Origin of the sequence: Anabaena azotica FACHB-119 (assembly GCF_014697625.1) — a bacterium.
GTDB classification, from domain to species: domain Bacteria; phylum Cyanobacteriota; class Cyanobacteriia; order Cyanobacteriales; family Nostocaceae; genus Trichormus; species Trichormus azoticus_A.
In genome coordinates, this window is the sequence record NZ_JACJSG010000013.1 from 13,326 (window position 1) to 31,967 (window position 18,642).

14 protein-coding genes are annotated in these 18,642 nt (G+C 39.1%); all 14 read left to right on the forward strand.

Annotated elements, in window-relative coordinates; genetic code table 11:
* Positions 1 to 478 precede the first annotated feature (478 nt).
* The 14 genes from H6G83_RS11300 (at position 479) to H6G83_RS11365 (ending at position 18,565) form a co-directional block, all read left to right on the forward strand.
* Positions 479 to 1,558, forward strand: coding sequence for an aromatic ring-hydroxylating dioxygenase subunit alpha (locus H6G83_RS11300; RefSeq protein ID WP_190471443.1), 1,080 nt, complete (start codon positions 479 to 481; stop codon positions 1,556 to 1,558).
* Between the two features lie 397 nt (positions 1,559 to 1,955).
* The gene (gene rd / locus H6G83_RS11305) at positions 1,956 to 2,120 is read left to right on the forward strand and encodes a rubredoxin (protein WP_190471446.1); all 165 of its coding nucleotides are present in this window, start codon (positions 1,956 to 1,958) and stop codon (positions 2,118 to 2,120) included.
* Between the two features lie 191 nt (positions 2,121 to 2,311).
* Complete coding sequence (locus H6G83_RS11310) at positions 2,312 to 3,538, forward strand: BaiN/RdsA family NAD(P)/FAD-dependent oxidoreductase (RefSeq protein ID WP_190471450.1); 1,227 nt, start codon at positions 2,312 to 2,314, stop codon at positions 3,536 to 3,538.
* Positions 3,539 to 4,092: 554 nt separating this feature from the next.
* Positions 4,093 to 5,307 (forward strand): glycosyltransferase family 4 protein, encoded by a 1,215-nt coding sequence (locus H6G83_RS11315; protein ID WP_190471453.1) that lies wholly within the window; start codon positions 4,093 to 4,095, stop codon positions 5,305 to 5,307.
* Between the two features lie 70 nt (positions 5,308 to 5,377).
* On the forward strand, positions 5,378 to 6,568 hold the full coding sequence (locus tag H6G83_RS11320; protein ID WP_190471859.1) for a glycosyltransferase family 4 protein: 1,191 nt from the start codon (positions 5,378 to 5,380) through the stop codon (positions 6,566 to 6,568).
* Positions 6,569 to 6,748: 180 nt separating this feature from the next.
* Complete coding sequence (locus H6G83_RS11325) at positions 6,749 to 8,929, forward strand: GumC family protein (RefSeq protein WP_190471456.1); 2,181 nt, start codon at positions 6,749 to 6,751, stop codon at positions 8,927 to 8,929.
* 5 nt (positions 8,930 to 8,934) lie between these two features.
* Positions 8,935 to 10,374 carry an O-antigen ligase family protein gene (locus H6G83_RS11330; RefSeq protein ID WP_190471459.1) on the forward strand — a complete coding sequence of 480 codons (1,440 nt, stop codon included), beginning with the start codon at positions 8,935 to 8,937 and terminating at the stop codon, positions 10,372 to 10,374.
* 43 nt (positions 10,375 to 10,417) lie between these two features.
* Positions 10,418 to 11,599: an acyltransferase gene (locus H6G83_RS11335; RefSeq protein ID WP_190471461.1), complete on the forward strand. Its 1,182-nt coding sequence runs from the start codon at positions 10,418 to 10,420 to the stop codon at positions 11,597 to 11,599.
* A 40-nt stretch (positions 11,600 to 11,639) separates the two neighbouring features.
* The gene (locus tag H6G83_RS11340) at positions 11,640 to 12,719 is read left to right on the forward strand and encodes an acyltransferase family protein (RefSeq protein WP_190471465.1); all 1,080 of its coding nucleotides are present in this window, start codon (positions 11,640 to 11,642) and stop codon (positions 12,717 to 12,719) included.
* Between the two features lie 292 nt (positions 12,720 to 13,011).
* A complete protein-coding gene (locus tag H6G83_RS11345; RefSeq protein ID WP_190471468.1) occupies positions 13,012 to 14,184 on the forward strand; it encodes a glycosyltransferase in 1,173 nt (390 codons plus the stop codon).
* Positions 14,185 to 14,204: 20 nt separating this feature from the next.
* Positions 14,205 to 15,161 carry a glycosyltransferase family 2 protein gene (locus tag H6G83_RS11350; protein WP_190471470.1) on the forward strand — a complete coding sequence of 319 codons (957 nt, stop codon included), beginning with the start codon at positions 14,205 to 14,207 and terminating at the stop codon, positions 15,159 to 15,161.
* Positions 15,162 to 15,202: 41 nt separating this feature from the next.
* On the forward strand, positions 15,203 to 16,156 hold the full coding sequence (locus H6G83_RS11355; RefSeq protein ID WP_190471473.1) for a glycosyltransferase family 2 protein: 954 nt from the start codon (positions 15,203 to 15,205) through the stop codon (positions 16,154 to 16,156).
* A gap of 59 nt (positions 16,157 to 16,215) precedes the next feature.
* A complete protein-coding gene (locus H6G83_RS11360; RefSeq protein WP_190471476.1) occupies positions 16,216 to 17,487 on the forward strand; it encodes a lipopolysaccharide biosynthesis protein in 1,272 nt (423 codons plus the stop codon).
* 91 nt (positions 17,488 to 17,578) lie between these two features.
* Positions 17,579 to 18,565: a glycosyltransferase family 2 protein gene (locus H6G83_RS11365; protein ID WP_190471479.1), complete on the forward strand. Its 987-nt coding sequence runs from the start codon at positions 17,579 to 17,581 to the stop codon at positions 18,563 to 18,565.
* Positions 18,566 to 18,642 lie beyond the last annotated feature (77 nt).

Here is an 18,642-nt window from a genome sequence, read left to right on the forward strand (position 1 = left end):
ACTGCGCTCAACCCTCTTCTCATACAGTTAACGAGCATTGAGCGTAGTCGAAATGCGTCTTATAAATAATTGTGTACACCTACTTAATGCCCACTTTACCTGCATTTTTATATAAAATTAGAGAATTATCTCTCAATAACAAGCACATAATATCTAAGGAGAATAGGTATTATTGTTTGAGCCACAAATTTAAATCTTGGGAATTGCTACCTCAATATTTTTACAGTATATATTAATTACAAATTACGTAGGGTGGGGAGTGCATCGCCACCCTCTTCCACTCGCAGATGCAAGATATCAATAGAGACGTTATATGCAACCTCTCTACATTATTGATTCGGTGCATCTTCACAGAGAATTAGTATAAGCCTATCCACAGATTATTGCCAATTGCTATTGCTAGTACCTAAAATAACTGTTTTCATCACTGGCTTATGTTATTTGTAAAGCAAATGCTTCATAGCGATAAATATATAAAATGGATGCAGGCTTTCAAGATAATAAAGTTCCTCATAAACCGAAAATTTTTAATAATTGTAAAAGTTTTATTGAGGGTTGGTATTGGGTGATACCATGTAATGATTTAGGAATAGGTGAAGTCAAACCTATCACGCTTTTAGGGAGAAAATTAGTAATTTATCGTGGACAAGATAAACAGGTAGTGATTTGTGATGCTTACTGTCCACATATGGGCGCTCATCTTGGGGAAGGTACAGTTGAAGGTAATGAATTGCGCTGTGCTTTGCATCACTGGAAATTTAATGCTATTGGTGTATGTGTAGAAATTCCCTGTTTAGAACAACCCCTGCCTTTGAAGTTAAAAACCTGGCCGACGGTGGAGAAGTATGGACTAATTTGGATTTGGACTGGCGAAACTCCACAGCAACCTCTACCCTTTGTCCCAGAGTTAGAATTTCAGGAATATGAAAGTTTTCTAGGTTCTCAATTAGTGATGAATTGTCATCCTCATATCATGATGCTCAGTGCTATTGATACTCAGTATTTCCAAAGAGTTCCAGCTTTAGATATTGGCTTTGAGAAGCAAGAATTAAATCCCAATGCCATTATTTTTAGTAAGTATAGGCGACAGAACCATGATTTACTAATTAAAAAAATATTTCGTCCTTTATATAAGAACCCTATTTATAGCCTTTGCTATTGGTATGGGAGTACATTCACATTAACTGTAGGAACAGATTTACGACGTTGCTATTTTATGTTTGCTGCACGTCTCAACGAAAAGGAACAAGTAGAAATCCAAACTATTTTCTTGACCAAAAAACGCAAAGGTTTCTCTGGTTGGTTATCTACCCGTTTTATGTTGTGGCTGAGTAATTCGGTGATGCAGGAATTGCTAAATAAAGATGTAAAAGTTTTGCAGAATATGCAGTTTAATTTAAAAACTCCTATCAAAGTTGATCAATCAATTATGCAGTTGATTAATCATGTGGAGCGACAAAAACCTTTAACTTGGAAGACTTGGCTATTAGCGCGATCGCCTGATACAGAAATCAAGGAAAATCAGACTAAATGGAGAGACGAATTGACCAACGACTAAAGAAAGATAAAAAGTAAAAAGCGTCCTCAAATTACTTTTTACTTTTCTCCGTTAGGCAACTTGCACCCATAAAAAGAAGTGGCTTTGCCACTTCAGATTTCCCAGGTAGAACCTAAAAATGAGTATAACGGCTAAAAAAATTTAAAATAGTATAAGTTGACACTAATTGACAGGCTAGCTCCTAATCCCTAGCCTGCCATATACTACAGGACTTACGCACCAAGGTTATCTGTTGAGACAGGGTGTAGGGGGGTAAGGGTGTAAGGGTGTAAGGGTTTTAAAGATTTACACCCCTATACCCCTATACCCCTACACCCTTGCCTAACCCCTTGATTTTTCGTTTTTATGCGTAAGTCCTATACTAAAACCATGCCAGCAATCATCCGGGGTGACAACTATGGCGACTCATATATGTACAGTATGCGGCTACGAATATGATCCAGAAGTAGGCGACCCAGATAATGATATACCTGCGGGTACACCTTTTGAAGATATTCCAGAGGATTGGGTATGTCCCGTCTGCGGTGCGACAAAAGATTTATTTGAACCAGCAGATTCTTAAGTAAGCCGTTGAAAATAAATCAAATGAGTTCGTAGTGAGGACTTTAGTCCTCCAAAAAGGACTAAAGTCCTGACTACAAACCTTGATTTATAGTTACAAAATTTAAGTAGCTGGAAAACACACTCTAACCCCTAAGCCCCATTTGACTGCTAGCCTAGAAAGTAAGTGATCTAGAAAAGAAAGTTAGAAAATTGCTACCTGCGAAAATTGTAGTTGTTGGCGGCGGGGCCGCGGGTTTTTTTGGGGCGATCGCTTGTGCTAGAGTCAACTCACAAGCAGCAGTCACGTTAATTGAAGCTAGTCGTCAAACTCTGGCGAAAGTGAGTATTTCAGGTGGTGGACGTTGTAATGTAACTCATGCCTGTTTTGACGCTAATGAGTTAGTCCGCTATTATCCTAGAGGTGGGAAAGCACTGAGGGGTGCTTTTGCTCGCTTCCAAGCTAAGGATACTGTATCTTGGTTTGCAGCTCAAGGTGTGCCGTTGAAAAAGGAAGCTGATGGGCGGATGTTTCCCATCACAGATAGTTCCGAAACCATCGTCAACTGTTTGATGAATGCAGCCAAAGCTGAGGGCGTGGAAATACAAACGGGAACGGCTGTTGTCTCAATTAAGCATACAGGCAATCAGTTTGAGATTTTCTGCAAGTCGGGAGAGATAATAAAGTGCGATCGCCTATTATTAGCTACAGGTAGCAGTCGCATCGGCTATCAACTAGCCCAGGAATTAGGACATCATATCGAAGCGCCAGTCCCATCATTATTTACTTTTAATATTCCTGAAGCCAAGTTGCGGGGGTTAGCTGGTATTAGCGTTAACCCTGTGCGCTTACGGTTATGCGTTGGCGATAAACCGCCACTGGAACAACTAGGGCCATTGTTAATTACCCATTGGGGAATGAGTGGCCCGGCTGTTCTCAAACTTTCCGCTTGGGGTGCAAGATTGCTGTATGACAGTCATTATCAAGCAACTTTATTAGTTAATTGGTTGCCCGATTTTACCCAAGAACAAGTACGAGAAAATATTTTAGCAGTAAAAAATGAATGGGCAAAGCGGGCGATCGCATTACATCGCGGCGTTGATTTACCACATCGTCTTTGGCAATATATCATTGCCCGTGTCGGTATTACCACAGATGACCGTTGGGCAGGATTATCGAATAAAACTTTAAATTTGCTAGTTCAAGAACTCACACAGGGAAAATATTTAATAAATGGTAAAGGAGTTTTTAAAGAAGAATTTGTTACCTGTGGCGGTGTCAATCTCAAAGAAATTGACTTCAAAACGATGGAAAGTAAACTAGTCCCCAACCTCTATTTTGCCGGAGAGATTTTAGATATTGACGGCGTTACAGGTGGATTTAACTTCCAAAGCGCCTGGACAACAGGCTATTTGGCTGGGGTGGCGATGGGGAATTAGTCAGTTGACAGGTGATAGGTGATAGGTGACAGTTGTCAGTTGTCAGTTGACAGTTGACAGTTGACAGTTGACCCTTTCCCCCTTTCCCCTTTCCCCCTTCCCCTTTCCCCCTTCCCCCTTCCCCCCATGTCCAAGCCAATACATAAAGTTTGATAAAGTTATGATGAAGTTGATTTAAGTTAATGAATGAGAATTGTGTCTTGTCTAATATCAAGTCTCGTTAATTAGTAATTATAAGGACATCGGTGCAAAAGTTGGCAAACCCTCTTTCCTACTCATTCCTTGCCTTCCTTGGGGGGGTTTCCCTTGGGGTCTTGATGATAAGTTTTTAACCTAACCGGATATAAGTTCTTAATAACTCTATATACTCTCAAAAATGTAAAACTTTTGTAAAGTGATGATTGATTAAGTGACTTTTAAACCTAGAGATACTACCATATACCTGTGTGTTTCTAAGTAAAATAGTATAAATTTTTAATAACTATTTTACAGTAGTTTCCCTAATTGACTTAACTCAAATTTGCGTGTCTATAGATTCGCTTAGGGTGTGAGTAATGCGTAAACCAGTTCTAACGATTTTCTATCAGTACAATCCCTGGCACACTTCTATTGGAGGAATTCAGACATTAATCAATACATTTATTAAGTATGCTCCCGGTGAATTTGAAGTGCGGCTTGTGGGAACAGCCAGTGATTCTAGTCAGACTCTTGGTAAATGGCAAGAAGCAGAATTTGCAGGTAGGGAGATAAGTTTTTTACCAATTCTGAAGATAGAAGACGATAATGTGCGAGGTTTAATCCCTACTACAGTTAAATATACGGCAGCGTTGTTAGGACGTTCCCTGTCTTCAGATTTTCTTCACTTTCATCGACTTGAGCCTAGTTTGGCAGCGATGAACTGGCAGGGAGAAAAGACCATCTTTATCCATAATGATATTCACACACAGATGGCAACTGTGGCTGACCGTAAGGCAATATTGTGGCGTAGATTTCCGGCTGCTTACTTTGCGTTAGAGAACATATTGATACGTCAGTTTAGTCAGATTCTATCTTGCAATAGTGATGCTGCACAGTTTTATCGGCAACGTTACCCCCAATTGCAAGACCGTGTAGCATTTATTAAAAACTCTTTTGATAATGAGGTCTTCTACTCTGGGAGTCAGTCACAACGGGAAGCTAACCGGCGCGAACTGGCTGTGCAGATGGGACTGGAGGAAGAAACAAGTTTTATTCTCTTTGCGGGCAGACTACATCCCCAAAAAGACCCGGTATTATTGATACGTGCTTTTGCTGCTTTAAACCAACCCCACACACACCTTTTGATAGCAGGTGATGGAGAATTAGCGACACCAGTACGCCTGGAAATTGAACAATTAGGATTGTCCAGTCGGGTGACAATGCTAGGAGCATTAAAACAACAAGAATTGGCTAGGTTACATCGGTTGAGTAGTGCCTTTGTTCTCAGCAGTGCTTATGAAGGTTTACCTCTGGTGGTACTAGAAGCACTGGCTAGTGGTACGCCAGTAGTCACAACCAAATGTGGTGAAACTCCCAAATTACTTAATCCTGATAGTGGTATTGTATGTGAGGAAAGGACACCCGAATGTATAGCTGATGCTTTACGTCGGATACTATTGCACCCACAAGATTATCCCAGTGAAGCCTGTGTACGCACTGCACAACCCTTTGCGGCGCGTACTGTCGTGAGAGATGTTTACGGTGATATGTTAAGTCGCTGGGCTTTAAAAGAGTTCTCAGTCATTGGCTGACGAAGTAGCAGAGGCTGATCCAACTGCTACGGATAGTGTGTTTCCTTGTAAAACAACCAACAACATGACTATGAAAATTGCTGTAATTGGAGCTAAAGGTCTTCCCCCTAAACAAGGTGGCATCGAGCATTACTGTGCAGAAGTCTATCCCAGGATAGTTGCACAAGGTCACAGTGTAGACTTATATGCCAGGTCTTCATATACGGATACTCGTTGGCTGGGGAATGATGATTTTCAAGGGGTGCGAGTAATTTCCTTACCTGGGATGGATGTCAAAGGTGCAGATGCCTTCGTCACCTCTGCATTAGGTGCGATCGCCGCCACAGCAGAAAGATATGATATCGTCCACTTTCATGCTCTTGGCCCCTCGCTATTCACCTTCTTACCCAGAATTGCCAACTCAGCTAAAATTGTTGTCACTTGTCAGGGATTAGATTGGCAACGTGCTAAATGGGGTAGCTTTTCCACTCGCCTGATTCAAACTGGTGAAAAAGCCGCAGTCCGGTTTGCCCACGGTATAGTAGTTGTCTCTGATGCACTCAAAAGCTACTTTGCCCAAACTTATGGACGGGAGACAGTTTATATTCCCAATGCTCCCGCTAGCTACGGTGAATCAGACCCCAAATTTACATATGGTAAAACACTGGGTTTAGAACAGGGACGTTATATGGTATTCGTCGGGCGGATCGTTCCCGAAAAACGTCCCGATTTACTCATTGAAGCCTTCTCCAAATTACAACCATCTGGATGGAAATTAGTTTTGGCTGGCGGTGTTAGTGATACTCAATCATACACCGCTCAATTATTAGAAAAGGTCGCAAATAACCCCAATATTATTTTTGCTGGTGAACTACGTGGCCCGCGTCTGTGGGAAATTGTGCGCGGCGCAGGAATGTTTGTTTTACCCTCTGATTTAGAAGGTTTGCCATTAGCAATGTTGGAGGCAATGCAGGAAGGTGTACCAGTGGTAGCCAGTGATATTCTGCCACACCAACAGTTGATTAATGGCGGTATGGGAACATTATTTACATCTGGTGATGTAGACTCCTTAGTTAGTTCCTTAGATTGGGCAATTCATCACCCCCAACAAATAGCAAGCATGGCAAAGAATGCCCAAAGAAATATTCAAGTAAATTACAGTTGGGAACATATCACTGCGGAAAACTTAAAGCTGTATCAAACCCTGTTGACCTCGCCTCAACCGCTAGGGACATTGCAGCCTGAAGAGATTAGTTTAGCTAGGGCGGGAAGCAAAAAATAGATGGGTGCGGAGTGTGGCGTGAAGGAGAAAAACTCATGACTATGGGCTGTTGACTGTTGTAGGGGCGGGTTTAATTGACATATTTATTTTCCCCATGAATTTCTGGCTGAACCCGCCCCTACTGGACTATGAACTAATAACCAATGACTATTGTTTCTGGAAGAAACTAGGATACGTGTAATGGGAAAAGGCATTTCAACCTTACTAGCAGTCTTGGGACGCAGAGGCTTTCCAGCTATTACTGTCTTTGCTGCTGTTATAGGAGCGTCATTCGCCTATTTGAAGGTGACACCACAGTTGTATGAAACATCAGCAAGATTGATGTTGGATGATAAAAAGGCTAGTGTATCTGAGTTAGGTCGTGACTTAACTCAGATAAATTCTTCAGGTGTGGGACGCAACCCTTTGGCAGACCAAGCGGAATTGTTGAAGTCACAAACAGTATTGCAACAGGCAATTAGTAAACTCAAGCCCCAAAAAGGTAATTCAACCGAAAAGGAATTAACACCTGCGGATATTAAATCAAAGTTGAAGGTGGTGATTGTTCCAGCGACTAATATCCTAGAGTTGCGATATCAAAGTGAAGATCCACAACAAGCGGCTGAGGTTGTAAATGCTCTCTCTGAGGCAATGGTTGAGGAGAGTATCAAAACCATTAGTTCCGAGGCGACTAAGGTCAGAGAGTTTTTAGCCCAAAAAGTCCCCCAAGCACGTCAACGTCTCCAACAAGCCGAATTAGCAGAAACCAGATACAGACAGCAAAGTGGTGTGGTAGCGGCGGATGACCAGACCAGAAGCTTAGTAACTAGTTTGGCAGACTTGGAGAATCAAGAGCGTACCTTAGCCGCACAACTGCAAGAAGCGCGATCGCGTGACGCATCTTTACGCCAAGTGACAGATGCGAAAAACATCACCACAGCGTATGCCTCTGTCAGAGAAGGTCAAGACGAACAACTCAAAGTCCTACGCAACAAGCTAACTGATATAGAAACCAAGCTCATCGAAGCGCGGACTAAATTTCGAGAAGAACATCCCACCGTTCTCGATCTAGTGCAGCAAAGAGATGAAATCAGAGCTTTGTATGCCCAGCAAATGGCTAGGGTATCTTCTAACAATCAAACGGCTAATTTTCAGAATTTAGCTAATGACCAAATCAGCCAAAACCTGATCTCTGAATTAATCACCAATGACATCACACGTTTAGCCGTAGAAAACAGGCTGAATGCTATCCGCCAAATGAGAGCTAATATCCAGCGACGTTTGGCACTCATCCCCATTCAACAGCAACCCTTAACTGTCCTCACCCGCCAACGGGAAGAAGCCGCCGAATCAGTCAAGTTTCTCCAAAGTAAACTGGAAGAAGCACAGATTGCTGAAGCGCAGAAAGTTAGTAATATCCGCATTCTGGAAACGGCTGTCGCACCAGAGTTACCTTCATCGCCTAAGCGTATCGTTGTGCTTGTCCTAGCTGGGTTCTTTGGCAGCATCTTAGCTGTAGGCTTGGTGTTAGTACTAGAACTGATGGACAACACTCTGCGCGATGCTTCCGAAGCCGAGGAGTTACTACAACTACCATTGTTGGGAGTTTTACCACGTCTCCCCGCTACCAAACTGAGTTTAGAGCCGGCGGAACAGTTTCTTGATGATTTAGGTTTGGTTGAACCTTACCGAATGCTGTTGAAGAATTTAGAGTTCCGCAATGTTGACAATTTGCAAGTTATAGTTGTCAGCAGTCCGCTTTCTGGGGAAGGGAAGTCAGTCATTGTTTCCCATTTAGCAGCAGTTTCCGCTATGTTATCTCGGCGGACGTTAATTATTGATGCTGATTTGCGTAAACCTTCACAACACACGCTATTTAATCTAGCTCCTAAACCAGGAATTACCGACGTAATTGATGGTACAAGACCTTTATTAAGTGCGGTGCAGTCAACAGCCGTGGAAAATCTCTCGGTTTTGACTTGCGGTGAATTACGGGGAAGACCATCGCAAATATTAGAATCCCCAGCCATGAAAGCCTTGGTGGCGCAAGCAGCAGAATATTACGATTTAGTAATTATTGACACACCTCCCCTCAGCGCTTGTGCTGATGCCTCCACTTTGAGTCAAATGAGTGATGGTGTCATCCTGACTACAAGACCTGGTTTCACCCTCAAGGAGGTATTACAACGTGCGGTATCAGAACTTAACCAAAACCGCATCCCGATTTTAGGTGTAGTCGTCAATGGTATGACAAGCGGGACGGAAAAATACTACCGCTACCCCTCAGAGGAATATCCCTCCCTATTACCGAAAACTCTGCGCCGTTTAACCGCGTTGGGAAGTGGTAGAAGAAATTCGACTGATAATTCGAGGTCGAACTAAGAAAGATGCTAAACAAAACCGCCAGTAGGTCTTTTCATCTCAACTTGTGGCTAGGCTTAGTTGGTCTAGCAGTTGGTATTTTAGCTGGGTTTGCGGTTGGTGTCAGTCCGGTGTTGCTATTCGTGGCTATAGTAGCGGTAGCTGGACTGATATGGTTTTTTGCCAGTTTTGAGCAAGCAGTTATTGGTTTATTAATCCTGCGTAGCTCTTTAGACCTGTTTTCCTCTCTACAAATACCAGCCGCATTTGCGATCGCTCTCAATGGTTTAACAATACTTTATGTATTGGTGGCGCTACTCACGGGTAAAGCTGTCAAAACAGATAAATTTTGGTGGTTTTTCGCGGTGTGGGTCATCTTCCAAAGCCTATGGATAATTCTTTTACCCTTGGGTGGTTTGGGGATGGATGCTTCTTTCTTGATGAATGGTGTGCGGGTATGGATGCGTTACTTTTCTTGGTTGATGGTCTACCTGTTGGTAATGCAGCTCAAAGACAGTGTACCACCGGAAAAGATAATTTCTCTGTTGCTGTTGTCTTTGGTGGCTCCCATTAGTATTGCACTGCTGCAAATATTTATACCAGAATCAATGTTACCGCCTTTGTTAACAGCCCAGGGGAAAGCTGGGAGTAGTGTTTCAGGAACTTTAGGTTTTCCCAACGGGTTAGGTATCTTCCTAACGATGTTTATCGCTTTAGTTTGGTGGAAGTTAAGTATTTCCAGCAAACGTTTACCTTGGTTGCTTTTATTAGGGTTGGTGTCCTTTGTATTTGTGAGAACTGGTTACTTTACAGGAGTAATAGCAGTTTTCTTGCTGATATTGTTTATCAACTCGGCAAAAATTACCCCAGTGAGAGTGATTGGCGTAGCACTGTTTTGTTGTGCATTTTTGTGGATGTTTGGGAGTACAGAATTTGGACAACAACGACTCACAGAAATTTATGACACGCCTTTATTGAACCCCAACATTGACGTATCTAGGTCAATTATTTTGTCCTATGGAGATGGTAATAGCTTTAATTGGCGGATTGCTCACTGGACTTATTTAATCAATGCTTGGAATCAATTTCCGATATTGGGTTACGGTCTAGATACAAGTCGCTTTCTGGGTATACGCGACTTAGAAACAGGGGGTGGCTATGAAGCCCACAACGATTATCTCCGCTTTCTTGTAGAGCAAGGAATTGTAGGGTTGATAGGGTTTCTGTGTTTTTTATTTGTGCAATTATGGCATCTAGTCAGTTTACTGAGAAATTCTCAGTTCAACTACGCTCGGCGTAATTTGTGTTTGCTGTTGGTAGCCTTATATGTGGCTAACGCTGTGAGTATGCTGGCTAGTAATATTGTTGATGCTACTACATTCTTTTTCTATTGGTGGACTCTAGTGGCGATCGCAGGCTGGGGTGATGAATACTGGAACCCAAATTTAGCGAAAACATCAGCTTAGTATCAATCAAAATTGGGTCGGTAGCTATAAGGATTCTTGAGAAATGCTGCAATCTTTAAATCAACGACAGAATAAGCAAAGGCTAGTAGGAATTGACTTGTTTAGAGGTATATCAGCTTATGCTGTCGTTTTAATTCATGTTGGTACTCTCATGATTTATTCTGGATTACCTACAAATAATTTGACAAATGCAGTTATCGAAATCAGTCGATTTGCTGTACCTTTCTTTTTGGCTTCGTCATTTTATTTAATGACGCAAAAATTATATACAACAGAGCAAAAGACTTCTGTAGTTAGTTTATTTAAATCAAGGTCACAAAGATTATTAATTCCGTATTTTTTATGGAGCTTGATTTATTTATGCCTACGTATACTCAAAACTTTGAGTGAGTCGGGAAATCTCAAGGATTTATTTCAAGACCCAGTTCTGCTGCTGTTTCTTGGTGGCGCTTCTATTCATTTATATTTCTTACCAATGCTATTTACAGGTAGCTTTTTAATCATCTTGGCAGAAATATTAGTGAGTCGCCAGATTAAATTAAAAACGCTCCTTGTTTTATCCATAATTAGTATTGTTTTCTACGAATTGCAGATATATTCGGGAAATGATTTTAAATTCTATACTGACTTTGGCGTAAATTGTTTAGCAGTTACAAATGCTTGCTCTATAGCTTTTAAAAGTATAGAAAACCCCATATTTCCCAACTATGATCATCAAATTTGGCGATTATTGTTTGTAGCGATCGCCTGGCTAATTAAATGTCTACCTTATACATTACTAGCTATGGTTATCAATCATCCACGCATCAAAAAACTCACGAAACATCTAAATATAAATCATGCAATATCCTTATTGAGCCTAGCCTTAATCATAACGGCATTATGGCTATTAAATTTATACCAAATTACTTATTTTCCCCAATCCCTATACGAATTAGGTACAGCATTCTCTCTCCTGATATGTGGAATTGCTCTATCCAATAAAATACCAAAATCACCTTACATAGAGAATTTAGGCATATCTTCTTTTGGCATATATCTCATACATTATTTAATTCTCTTAATCTACATTAATCTTTTGGTAAAAATCATACCCAATATCAAGATGTTACCTCCAGTAATAACTATGTTACTCATATCTGCTGTTGGCTTCTTGACTAGCTGGCTTATAGTCGCAAGACTGATGAAAATAAAAGTTATATCTAAAAATCTTTTTAGCGCTTAATACAAATAATAATGATTTTCCTATCACCAAAGGAGGTAATATGACAGAACATACTATTGACAATCATCAGTATTTTAAAAAGCAATTGTCAAAATACTTATACTTGATCAGAGGTATAGCAATTATCCTTGTAGTTGTTGGTCATGTGATTGGATACAATATCAGCTATGGAATGCGTCAAATATATAATTCTAATCTTTCCTTGCTCGGTTGGATATGTGATTTAATAAATACATTCCATATGCCTACTTTTTTTATTGCCTCTGGAATTGCTTTTGCTGCTTTTAGCAATAAAAATCTTACTTATCAAAAATTCTTTACATCTAAATTTCAGAAGTTACTTGTACCCCTACTTGTTTGGTGTCCCCTATATTTTATCTTTCAATCTTTAGCTAAATCAAGGACATTTTCTATCTTTGATATAATTAATTCCGTAATTTATCCCTACGAAATATTTTGGTTTTTACACGTTTTAATATTTTCAACTCTACTGAGTTTTATATATTTCAAAAATTGGCGTTCAGTAGAATCTTATTTAATTTTATCAGTAGCTTTATTTATTATTAGTGTTTTGGCAAATAATAAAAGCATTCAAGATTATTTCTTTTGGAATATATTCTATGCTTTTGGTATTTTTATAAATAGATATTTATGGAAAATAGAAACTATATTTTGTAAAAATTCTCATATTGTAAATCAAGTTCTGACACAATGCTTATTTCTATCTATATTAATAGCTTGTGAATCTCTTTTACCTAAAGATGCCAGCGTTGATTATTTAAGATTAATCAATGGCACAGTAGGATTTATGTTTTTATATTTGCTGTCTATTCAGTTAATTAACTATGTAGACAGAAGTAGCAGTGAAAAAGGTGAATTATGGCAGAAAATCACCGAATATTTGCAATATTGTGGTACAGCTAGTATGGCTATATATTTATTTCATGGTTACTTTACAGGTATCACAAAAGTTCTATTATTGAGGACGGCTAACTTACCGAATCCGATTTTATACTTTTTAATTGTCTCTTTAGCGGGGATTTTATTTCCACTACTGATTTACAACACATTTAAAACTCGCAGTAAACTATTTCTTTACTCCATAGGTGCAGCAAAATAACTTATTGGTTCTCTGTGTTCAGGATTATACAGTTAAATTTTTCCCTGAGATTGAAAGAGGAAATGTAATTGTCAAGACTAAATGATGTTTTAAAAGTCATGATTAATGTATTGAATAATCAGAAACCTCTCGAAATTAACTTTTTGCAGTAGAACCTAGAAAAGTTTTACCTGCTAAAGAATATCAGGAGAAATTTCTCAGTGTTTCCAGCCACAATCAATGACATTTAAAACATCTTCTAGGGTAGCTGCCGATACTTTAATTAGTCAATAAAGCCTATTGAAATTAAACAATGATACAGCAAGTAATTGATACTAACAACTATTTAGCATCATCAACTCATAAGCGTTATCGAGTTGTGTTGGTACATCCTAGTGCGGGAGTAAATTGGAGCGGTGGTTCAGAAATATTTGCCATAGAATTAGCCAGATATCTCAATTCCTACTTTGATGTAGAACTTTTGAGTGGTGCTGACTGTGGTTCTTTCTCCTCCTTGTCTGGTGGTATCTCACGTACTCACGCTTTTAACATTGTCCGTCATCCGCTTTTATCTGGACTAGTGCATAAGTTTGCTAGTCATCCAGAAATAGTAATTGAACACCTCACAAATTTTTTACCTTGTGCTATTCATCTATTAGCTAAACCTGCCGATTTGATATTTCCCTGTAATGATTATGGTGGGTTAGCAATGGCGGCTTTTGTGAGAGCTATCAAAGGTACACCCATACTTTATACTGAACACATTGGATTAATGGGGGGAGGTAAATCATTAAGACGTAACCTGCGGTTTCATCCTGATCAACTAGTAGTTTTTTCAGAAGAAACAGTAGAATTTGTTCGCAATTTCCAACCTAAACAACAAGTGACCATCATTCCTAATGGTGTAGATACAAATAAATTTACCCCGTTAGGAAATCGCCTCGATTTCGGTTTACCAAAACCCATTGTTCTTTGTGTCGCTTCGCTCAAGCGGAATAGTCATAAACGCATTGAATTGGCTATGCAGGCAGTAGCACGTTTACCCCAAGCTAGTTTACTATTATGCGGCGATGGTATTGACCGTGATTACTTTCAAGCTAAGGGTGATGAGTTACTAGGGAAGCAACGTTTTCAAATTCAAAGTTTACCTTATGAACAAATGCCTGAAGTTTACCGCAGTGCTGATGTATTTACCTTACCTTCAATCGATGAGCCTTTTGGACTGGCTTATGTAGAAGCAATGGCTAGCGGTTTACCCGTAGTTGCTACCGATGATGCAATGCGTCGGCAAATTGTGGGTGATGCTGGCAGACTTTGTGATGTGACTAATCCAGATATTTATGCTGCTGCTTTAGGAGAGATTTTAACTCAAGATTGGCAAGTTCGCGCTAGGGAAAATGCTTTACGTTTCAGTTGGGAAAATATCGCCTTAAGCTATCGTGATTTGATTTTAGAAACTATTTACAGTCGTCAAAAACATCCTTAATTAAATTCAACACAAACCTTATGCCAAAAGTTTCCATAGTGATTCCAGCTTATAATGCAATGGCTTATCTACCAACTACGCTGGAAACCGTTTACCAACAAACATTTACCGACTTTGAAGTGTTAATAATTAATGATGGCAGTTCTGATAATATTGTTGATTGGGTTTCCCATCTCACAGATAATAGAATCCGCCTGATTACACAAGAAAATCAAGGTTTAACTGGCGCACACAATACAGGTGTGATTCAAGCACAAGGTGAATATATTGCCTTCTTAGATGCTGATGACCTATGGGAACCAAGCAAATTAGAAAAACAAGTAAGTTGCTTAGATAAAAATCCCGAAGTCGGCTTAGTAGATACTTGGGTAATGTTAATTGATGAGGATGGAGTATCTACAGGAACAGTTATCAAAACCAACGCCGAGGGTAACGTTTGGCAACAAATTATTCAATGTCCTACTGTTGTTTGTGGTAGTTCGCCTCTAGTCCGCAAAATTTGTTTTCAAGAATTAGGTTTGTTTGATCCAGAAATGGGTGGTTCCTCCGATTGGGATATGTGGACGCGCATTGCATCTCGATACAATTTTGCCTTAATTAAAGAACCGTTGACTCTGTATCGTCAACATCGTAGCAGTATGTCGAAAAACTGCGATCGCGTATTTCGAGAAAACCAAGCCGTCATCGAAAAAACCTTCAAATCAGTTCCCCCAGAATTACAAAACCTCAAACAACGCGCCTACGCCTTAGTCTACTTATACTTAGCCTGGAGATCCCTAGATAACAGCAACTACGAACAAGCCATTTACTATCGCCAACAAGCTTACATCAACGACCCCAAAGTTATCTATTCCAAATCAGGACTCTCCCAACAATTCGCCATCCTTGTTACCCGCTTCTTCGGCTCCTCCGCCTTAGATGGAGTGAGAAACATTAGCCGCACCCTACGCAGAAATATTCTCGCTTTCATCCCTTAAAACCTCCAGGTTCCTCTGCGTTTAAAAAACACCAAAAACCTATGCCAAAAGTATCAGTGGTCATCCCCTCCTACAACGCCATGAAATATCTCCCCGCCACCGTGGAGAGCGTCTTGCAACAAACATTTACCGACTTTGAAGTATTAATAATTAATGATGGCAGTTCAGACAATATTCTTGAATGGACTACACAAATTACCGACCCAAGAGTGCGAGTAATTTCTCAAGAAAATAAGGGACTATCAGGAGCGCGTAACACTGGTATCAATAACTCATCGGGAGAATATATAGCCTTTATCGATGCTGATGATTTATGGCTGCCAAGTAAACTAGAAAAGCAAGTCAAATGTTTAGATAATAATCCCCAAGCTGGTTTAGTTTATACATGGACAGCTTGGACTGATGAAACTGGTAAACCTACAGGTGTCATAGTAGCTTCTGATGTCGAAGGCTATGTCTGGGAACAAATGGTTGTTAATGACAAAATATCTAACGGTAGTTCAGCGATGGTGCGCCGGATTTGTTTTGACAAAGTAGGTTTATTTGACACAGAATTAACCAGTTCAGAAGACCGCGATATGTGGATTAGATTAGCAGCGCATTATCACTTTGCGGTTGTCAAAGAACCACTCACACTTTACCGCCGACACTCGCAAAGTATGAGTAAAAATCGCCCCAAAATGCTGAAAAATATCCGCCGCGTTTTTGAGAAAACTTTCGAGTCTGTACCAACAGAATTATTATACTTGCGAAATCGTAGCTACGGCTGGATAAATCTTTATACAGCTTGGACTTGTATGGATGAGAAAGATTACAAAGAAGCCATAAAATATCGTCGCCAAGCTCTTCTACATTATCCACAACTTGTTTTTACCGATTATTTTTTACGCTTGAGTGTAGCAATTTTGATGATGCAGTTGTTGGGTTCTCATGGCTATGATAACTTGCGATCGCTAGTACGCAACTTGCGTAAATTGATTTTAAGTGGTGCTTAATCTAGCTAATAACTGTTGTTTATCTAATTGTTTCATCTCATCATCTAAACTCTGTGCTAATGCTAATTAAAAGAGTCAAACAACTGTTATCGGGTCAATTTATTCGCAATGTTGGTTGGTTAGGCACAGCAGAGCTAGTAAATCGCATTTTCCGCTTAGGAACAACAGTAACGCTAGCTCGAATGTTTAGCTCCCAAGATTATGGAGCAATGGCTCTTATATATACCATCTTTGAATTTGCTAATGTTTTTACCCTCAGAGGTGGTATTGGCGCAAAGATTATTCAAGCAGATGAAAAAGATGTGGAAACAATATGTAACACCTCTTTTTGGATCAATTTGATTTTGTGCGTTTCTGTTTTCTTTTTTCAATGTATTATAGCTTTGCCCGTTGCCCAATTTTATGGTAATCCACAGCTAGTTTTACCTATATGTGTTTTAGCAGGTGTATATCTGATATACCCTGTTTTTATGGTCAACTCCGCCCTGATTGAACGAAATAATCACCTGAAAATCACAGCAATATGTAATGCTGTGCAAGCATTTGTAGGCAATGTTATTACAGTTGTTTTCGCTCTTTTAGGTATGGGAGTTTGGGCTGTAGTTTTACCTATAATTTTGTCAACTCCAGTCTGGGTAATTATCACCTGGATGAATAATCCTTGGCGACCTCCGACGAAATTTTCCCTTGATAACTGGCGGGAAGTTTTCAACTTTGGTAGAAATATGCTTTTAGTAGAATTTCTTAATAAGTTAAGAAATAATTTAGATTATTTAATTGTTGGAAAATTTCTTGGTGCAGAACAGTTAGGTATTTACTTTTTTGCTTTCAATGGAGGTTCTGGTATTAGCATGAATGTAATTAATACATTTATGTCTGCTTTGTATCCTTATATATGTGCTGTTAGAGAAGATTGGCTAGAATTTAAGAAAAGATATATCAATAGTATCAGAAAAGTGATTTCATTTGTGATTCCACTGATATTGATTCAGTCTATATTAGCCCCAATATACGTTCCGATTATTTTCGGTCAAAAATGGACTTCTGCTGTACCGATTCTAATTATTATCTGTTTATCAGTAATACTCAGAGTCTTCGGTTGGGCTAATTCTCTTTTACTAACTGCTGTAGATAAAACAGATATTAACTTATATCTTAATGTCATATTCACTGTATTGTTTGCTGCCACAGTCTTATTAACAGTACAGTGGGGTATAATTGGGGTGGCTGCTGGTATTTTAGTAGTTCATATAATCTATGTACCTTTGTCTGTTTTCTGGAGTTACCGATATGTTTTTTCTAAGCATAATAGCTTATTAAGTAAAATTTAGGTATTTTATTTAACCGTAGAGATTATAGCACAACAGAATAGTCATTACAGTTAATTAAATTCATACCAATCTGTCAGGAGCTAATAAAAATATGACTACAATATCTGTCGTCATTCCTGCATATAATGCTGAAAAGACAATTTTAGAAACAATCAATTCAGTTATTTTGCAAACATTTTCTAACTGGGAAATCATAGTTATTAATGATGGCTCAGAAGACAAAACACTAGAGGTTTTGCAAACTATTAAAGACAATCGTCTAAAAGTATTTTCTTATGAAAATAGTGGAGTTTCTGGCGCTCGCAATCGCGGAATTACCCATGCAACTGGGGAGTTTATTAGCTTTCTTGATGCCGATGACTTGTGGACATCTGACAAACTAGAATTACAATTATCTGCTTTGCAAGCTCATCCAGAGGCTGGTGTTGCCTATAGTTGGACTTATTCAATCAATGAAACAGGAGAACCATTAGAACCTTTTGCTCCTGTGTATGCAGGTAATGTTTATGCTGATTTGTTAAAAGCAAATTTTTTAACAAGCGGCTCAAATCCTCTAATTAAGAGAGCAGCCATAAATTCTGTGGGAGATTTTGATAAAAACCTGACAGGCAGTGAAGATTGGGATTATTGGTTGCGTTTAGCAAACAAATGGCAGTTTGTTGTAGTACCAAAATATCAAATTCTCTATCGTCGTTCTACATCATCTAATTCTTTCAAACTGCAAAAGATGAGAAAAACTACTTTGGACGCTTTAGATAAGGCAATGAAATTAGCTCCACCAGAATTACAATATCTGAAAAATGAAAGTTTATCTAATATATATAAATATATGGTGGAGTTGTATATAGGTAGCTTAAATCAAAATTACCAGGTTGATATTCGTTTTGTAATAGATAACTTGTGGAACTTTATTAAAAACAGACCCCAAGTTTTGAAAAATATATATACATATAAGTTAATTATTAAAATTTTACTCACAATCATCATTTCTCCAAAATTGATGAACCAGTTATTGAAGTATATCAGAAAAAGAAAGTCATCTAAACAATCTACAAGTTCAGTAATAATGCAACCCTGATTATTGCTGGATAAATCTTTAGTGAAATTATCTTTCTATGGATAAAAAGTTATCAATTAGCTAGTGATTAGATTTAA

Coding starts and splice junctions, on each gene's coding strand:
- H6G83_RS11300 (WP_190471443.1), top strand. CDS start 479: ATGGATGCAGGCTTTCAAGATAATAAAGTTCCTCATAAACCGAAAATT.
- rd (WP_190471446.1), top strand. CDS start 1,956: ATGGCGACTCATATATGTACAGTATGCGGCTACGAATATGATCCAGAA.
- H6G83_RS11315 (WP_190471453.1), top strand. CDS start 4,093: ATGCGTAAACCAGTTCTAACGATTTTCTATCAGTACAATCCCTGGCAC.
- H6G83_RS11320 (WP_190471859.1), top strand. CDS start 5,378: ATGAAAATTGCTGTAATTGGAGCTAAAGGTCTTCCCCCTAAACAAGGT.
- H6G83_RS11325 (WP_190471456.1), top strand. CDS start 6,749: ATGGGAAAAGGCATTTCAACCTTACTAGCAGTCTTGGGACGCAGAGGC.
- H6G83_RS11330 (WP_190471459.1), top strand. CDS start 8,935: ATGCTAAACAAAACCGCCAGTAGGTCTTTTCATCTCAACTTGTGGCTA.
- H6G83_RS11335 (WP_190471461.1), top strand. CDS start 10,418: ATGCTGCAATCTTTAAATCAACGACAGAATAAGCAAAGGCTAGTAGGA.
- H6G83_RS11340 (WP_190471465.1), top strand. CDS start 11,640: ATGACAGAACATACTATTGACAATCATCAGTATTTTAAAAAGCAATTG.
- H6G83_RS11345 (WP_190471468.1), top strand. CDS start 13,012: ATGATACAGCAAGTAATTGATACTAACAACTATTTAGCATCATCAACT.
- H6G83_RS11350 (WP_190471470.1), top strand. CDS start 14,205: ATGCCAAAAGTTTCCATAGTGATTCCAGCTTATAATGCAATGGCTTAT.
- H6G83_RS11355 (WP_190471473.1), top strand. CDS start 15,203: ATGCCAAAAGTATCAGTGGTCATCCCCTCCTACAACGCCATGAAATAT.
- H6G83_RS11360 (WP_190471476.1), top strand. CDS start 16,216: ATGCTAATTAAAAGAGTCAAACAACTGTTATCGGGTCAATTTATTCGC.
- H6G83_RS11365 (WP_190471479.1), top strand. CDS start 17,579: ATGACTACAATATCTGTCGTCATTCCTGCATATAATGCTGAAAAGACA.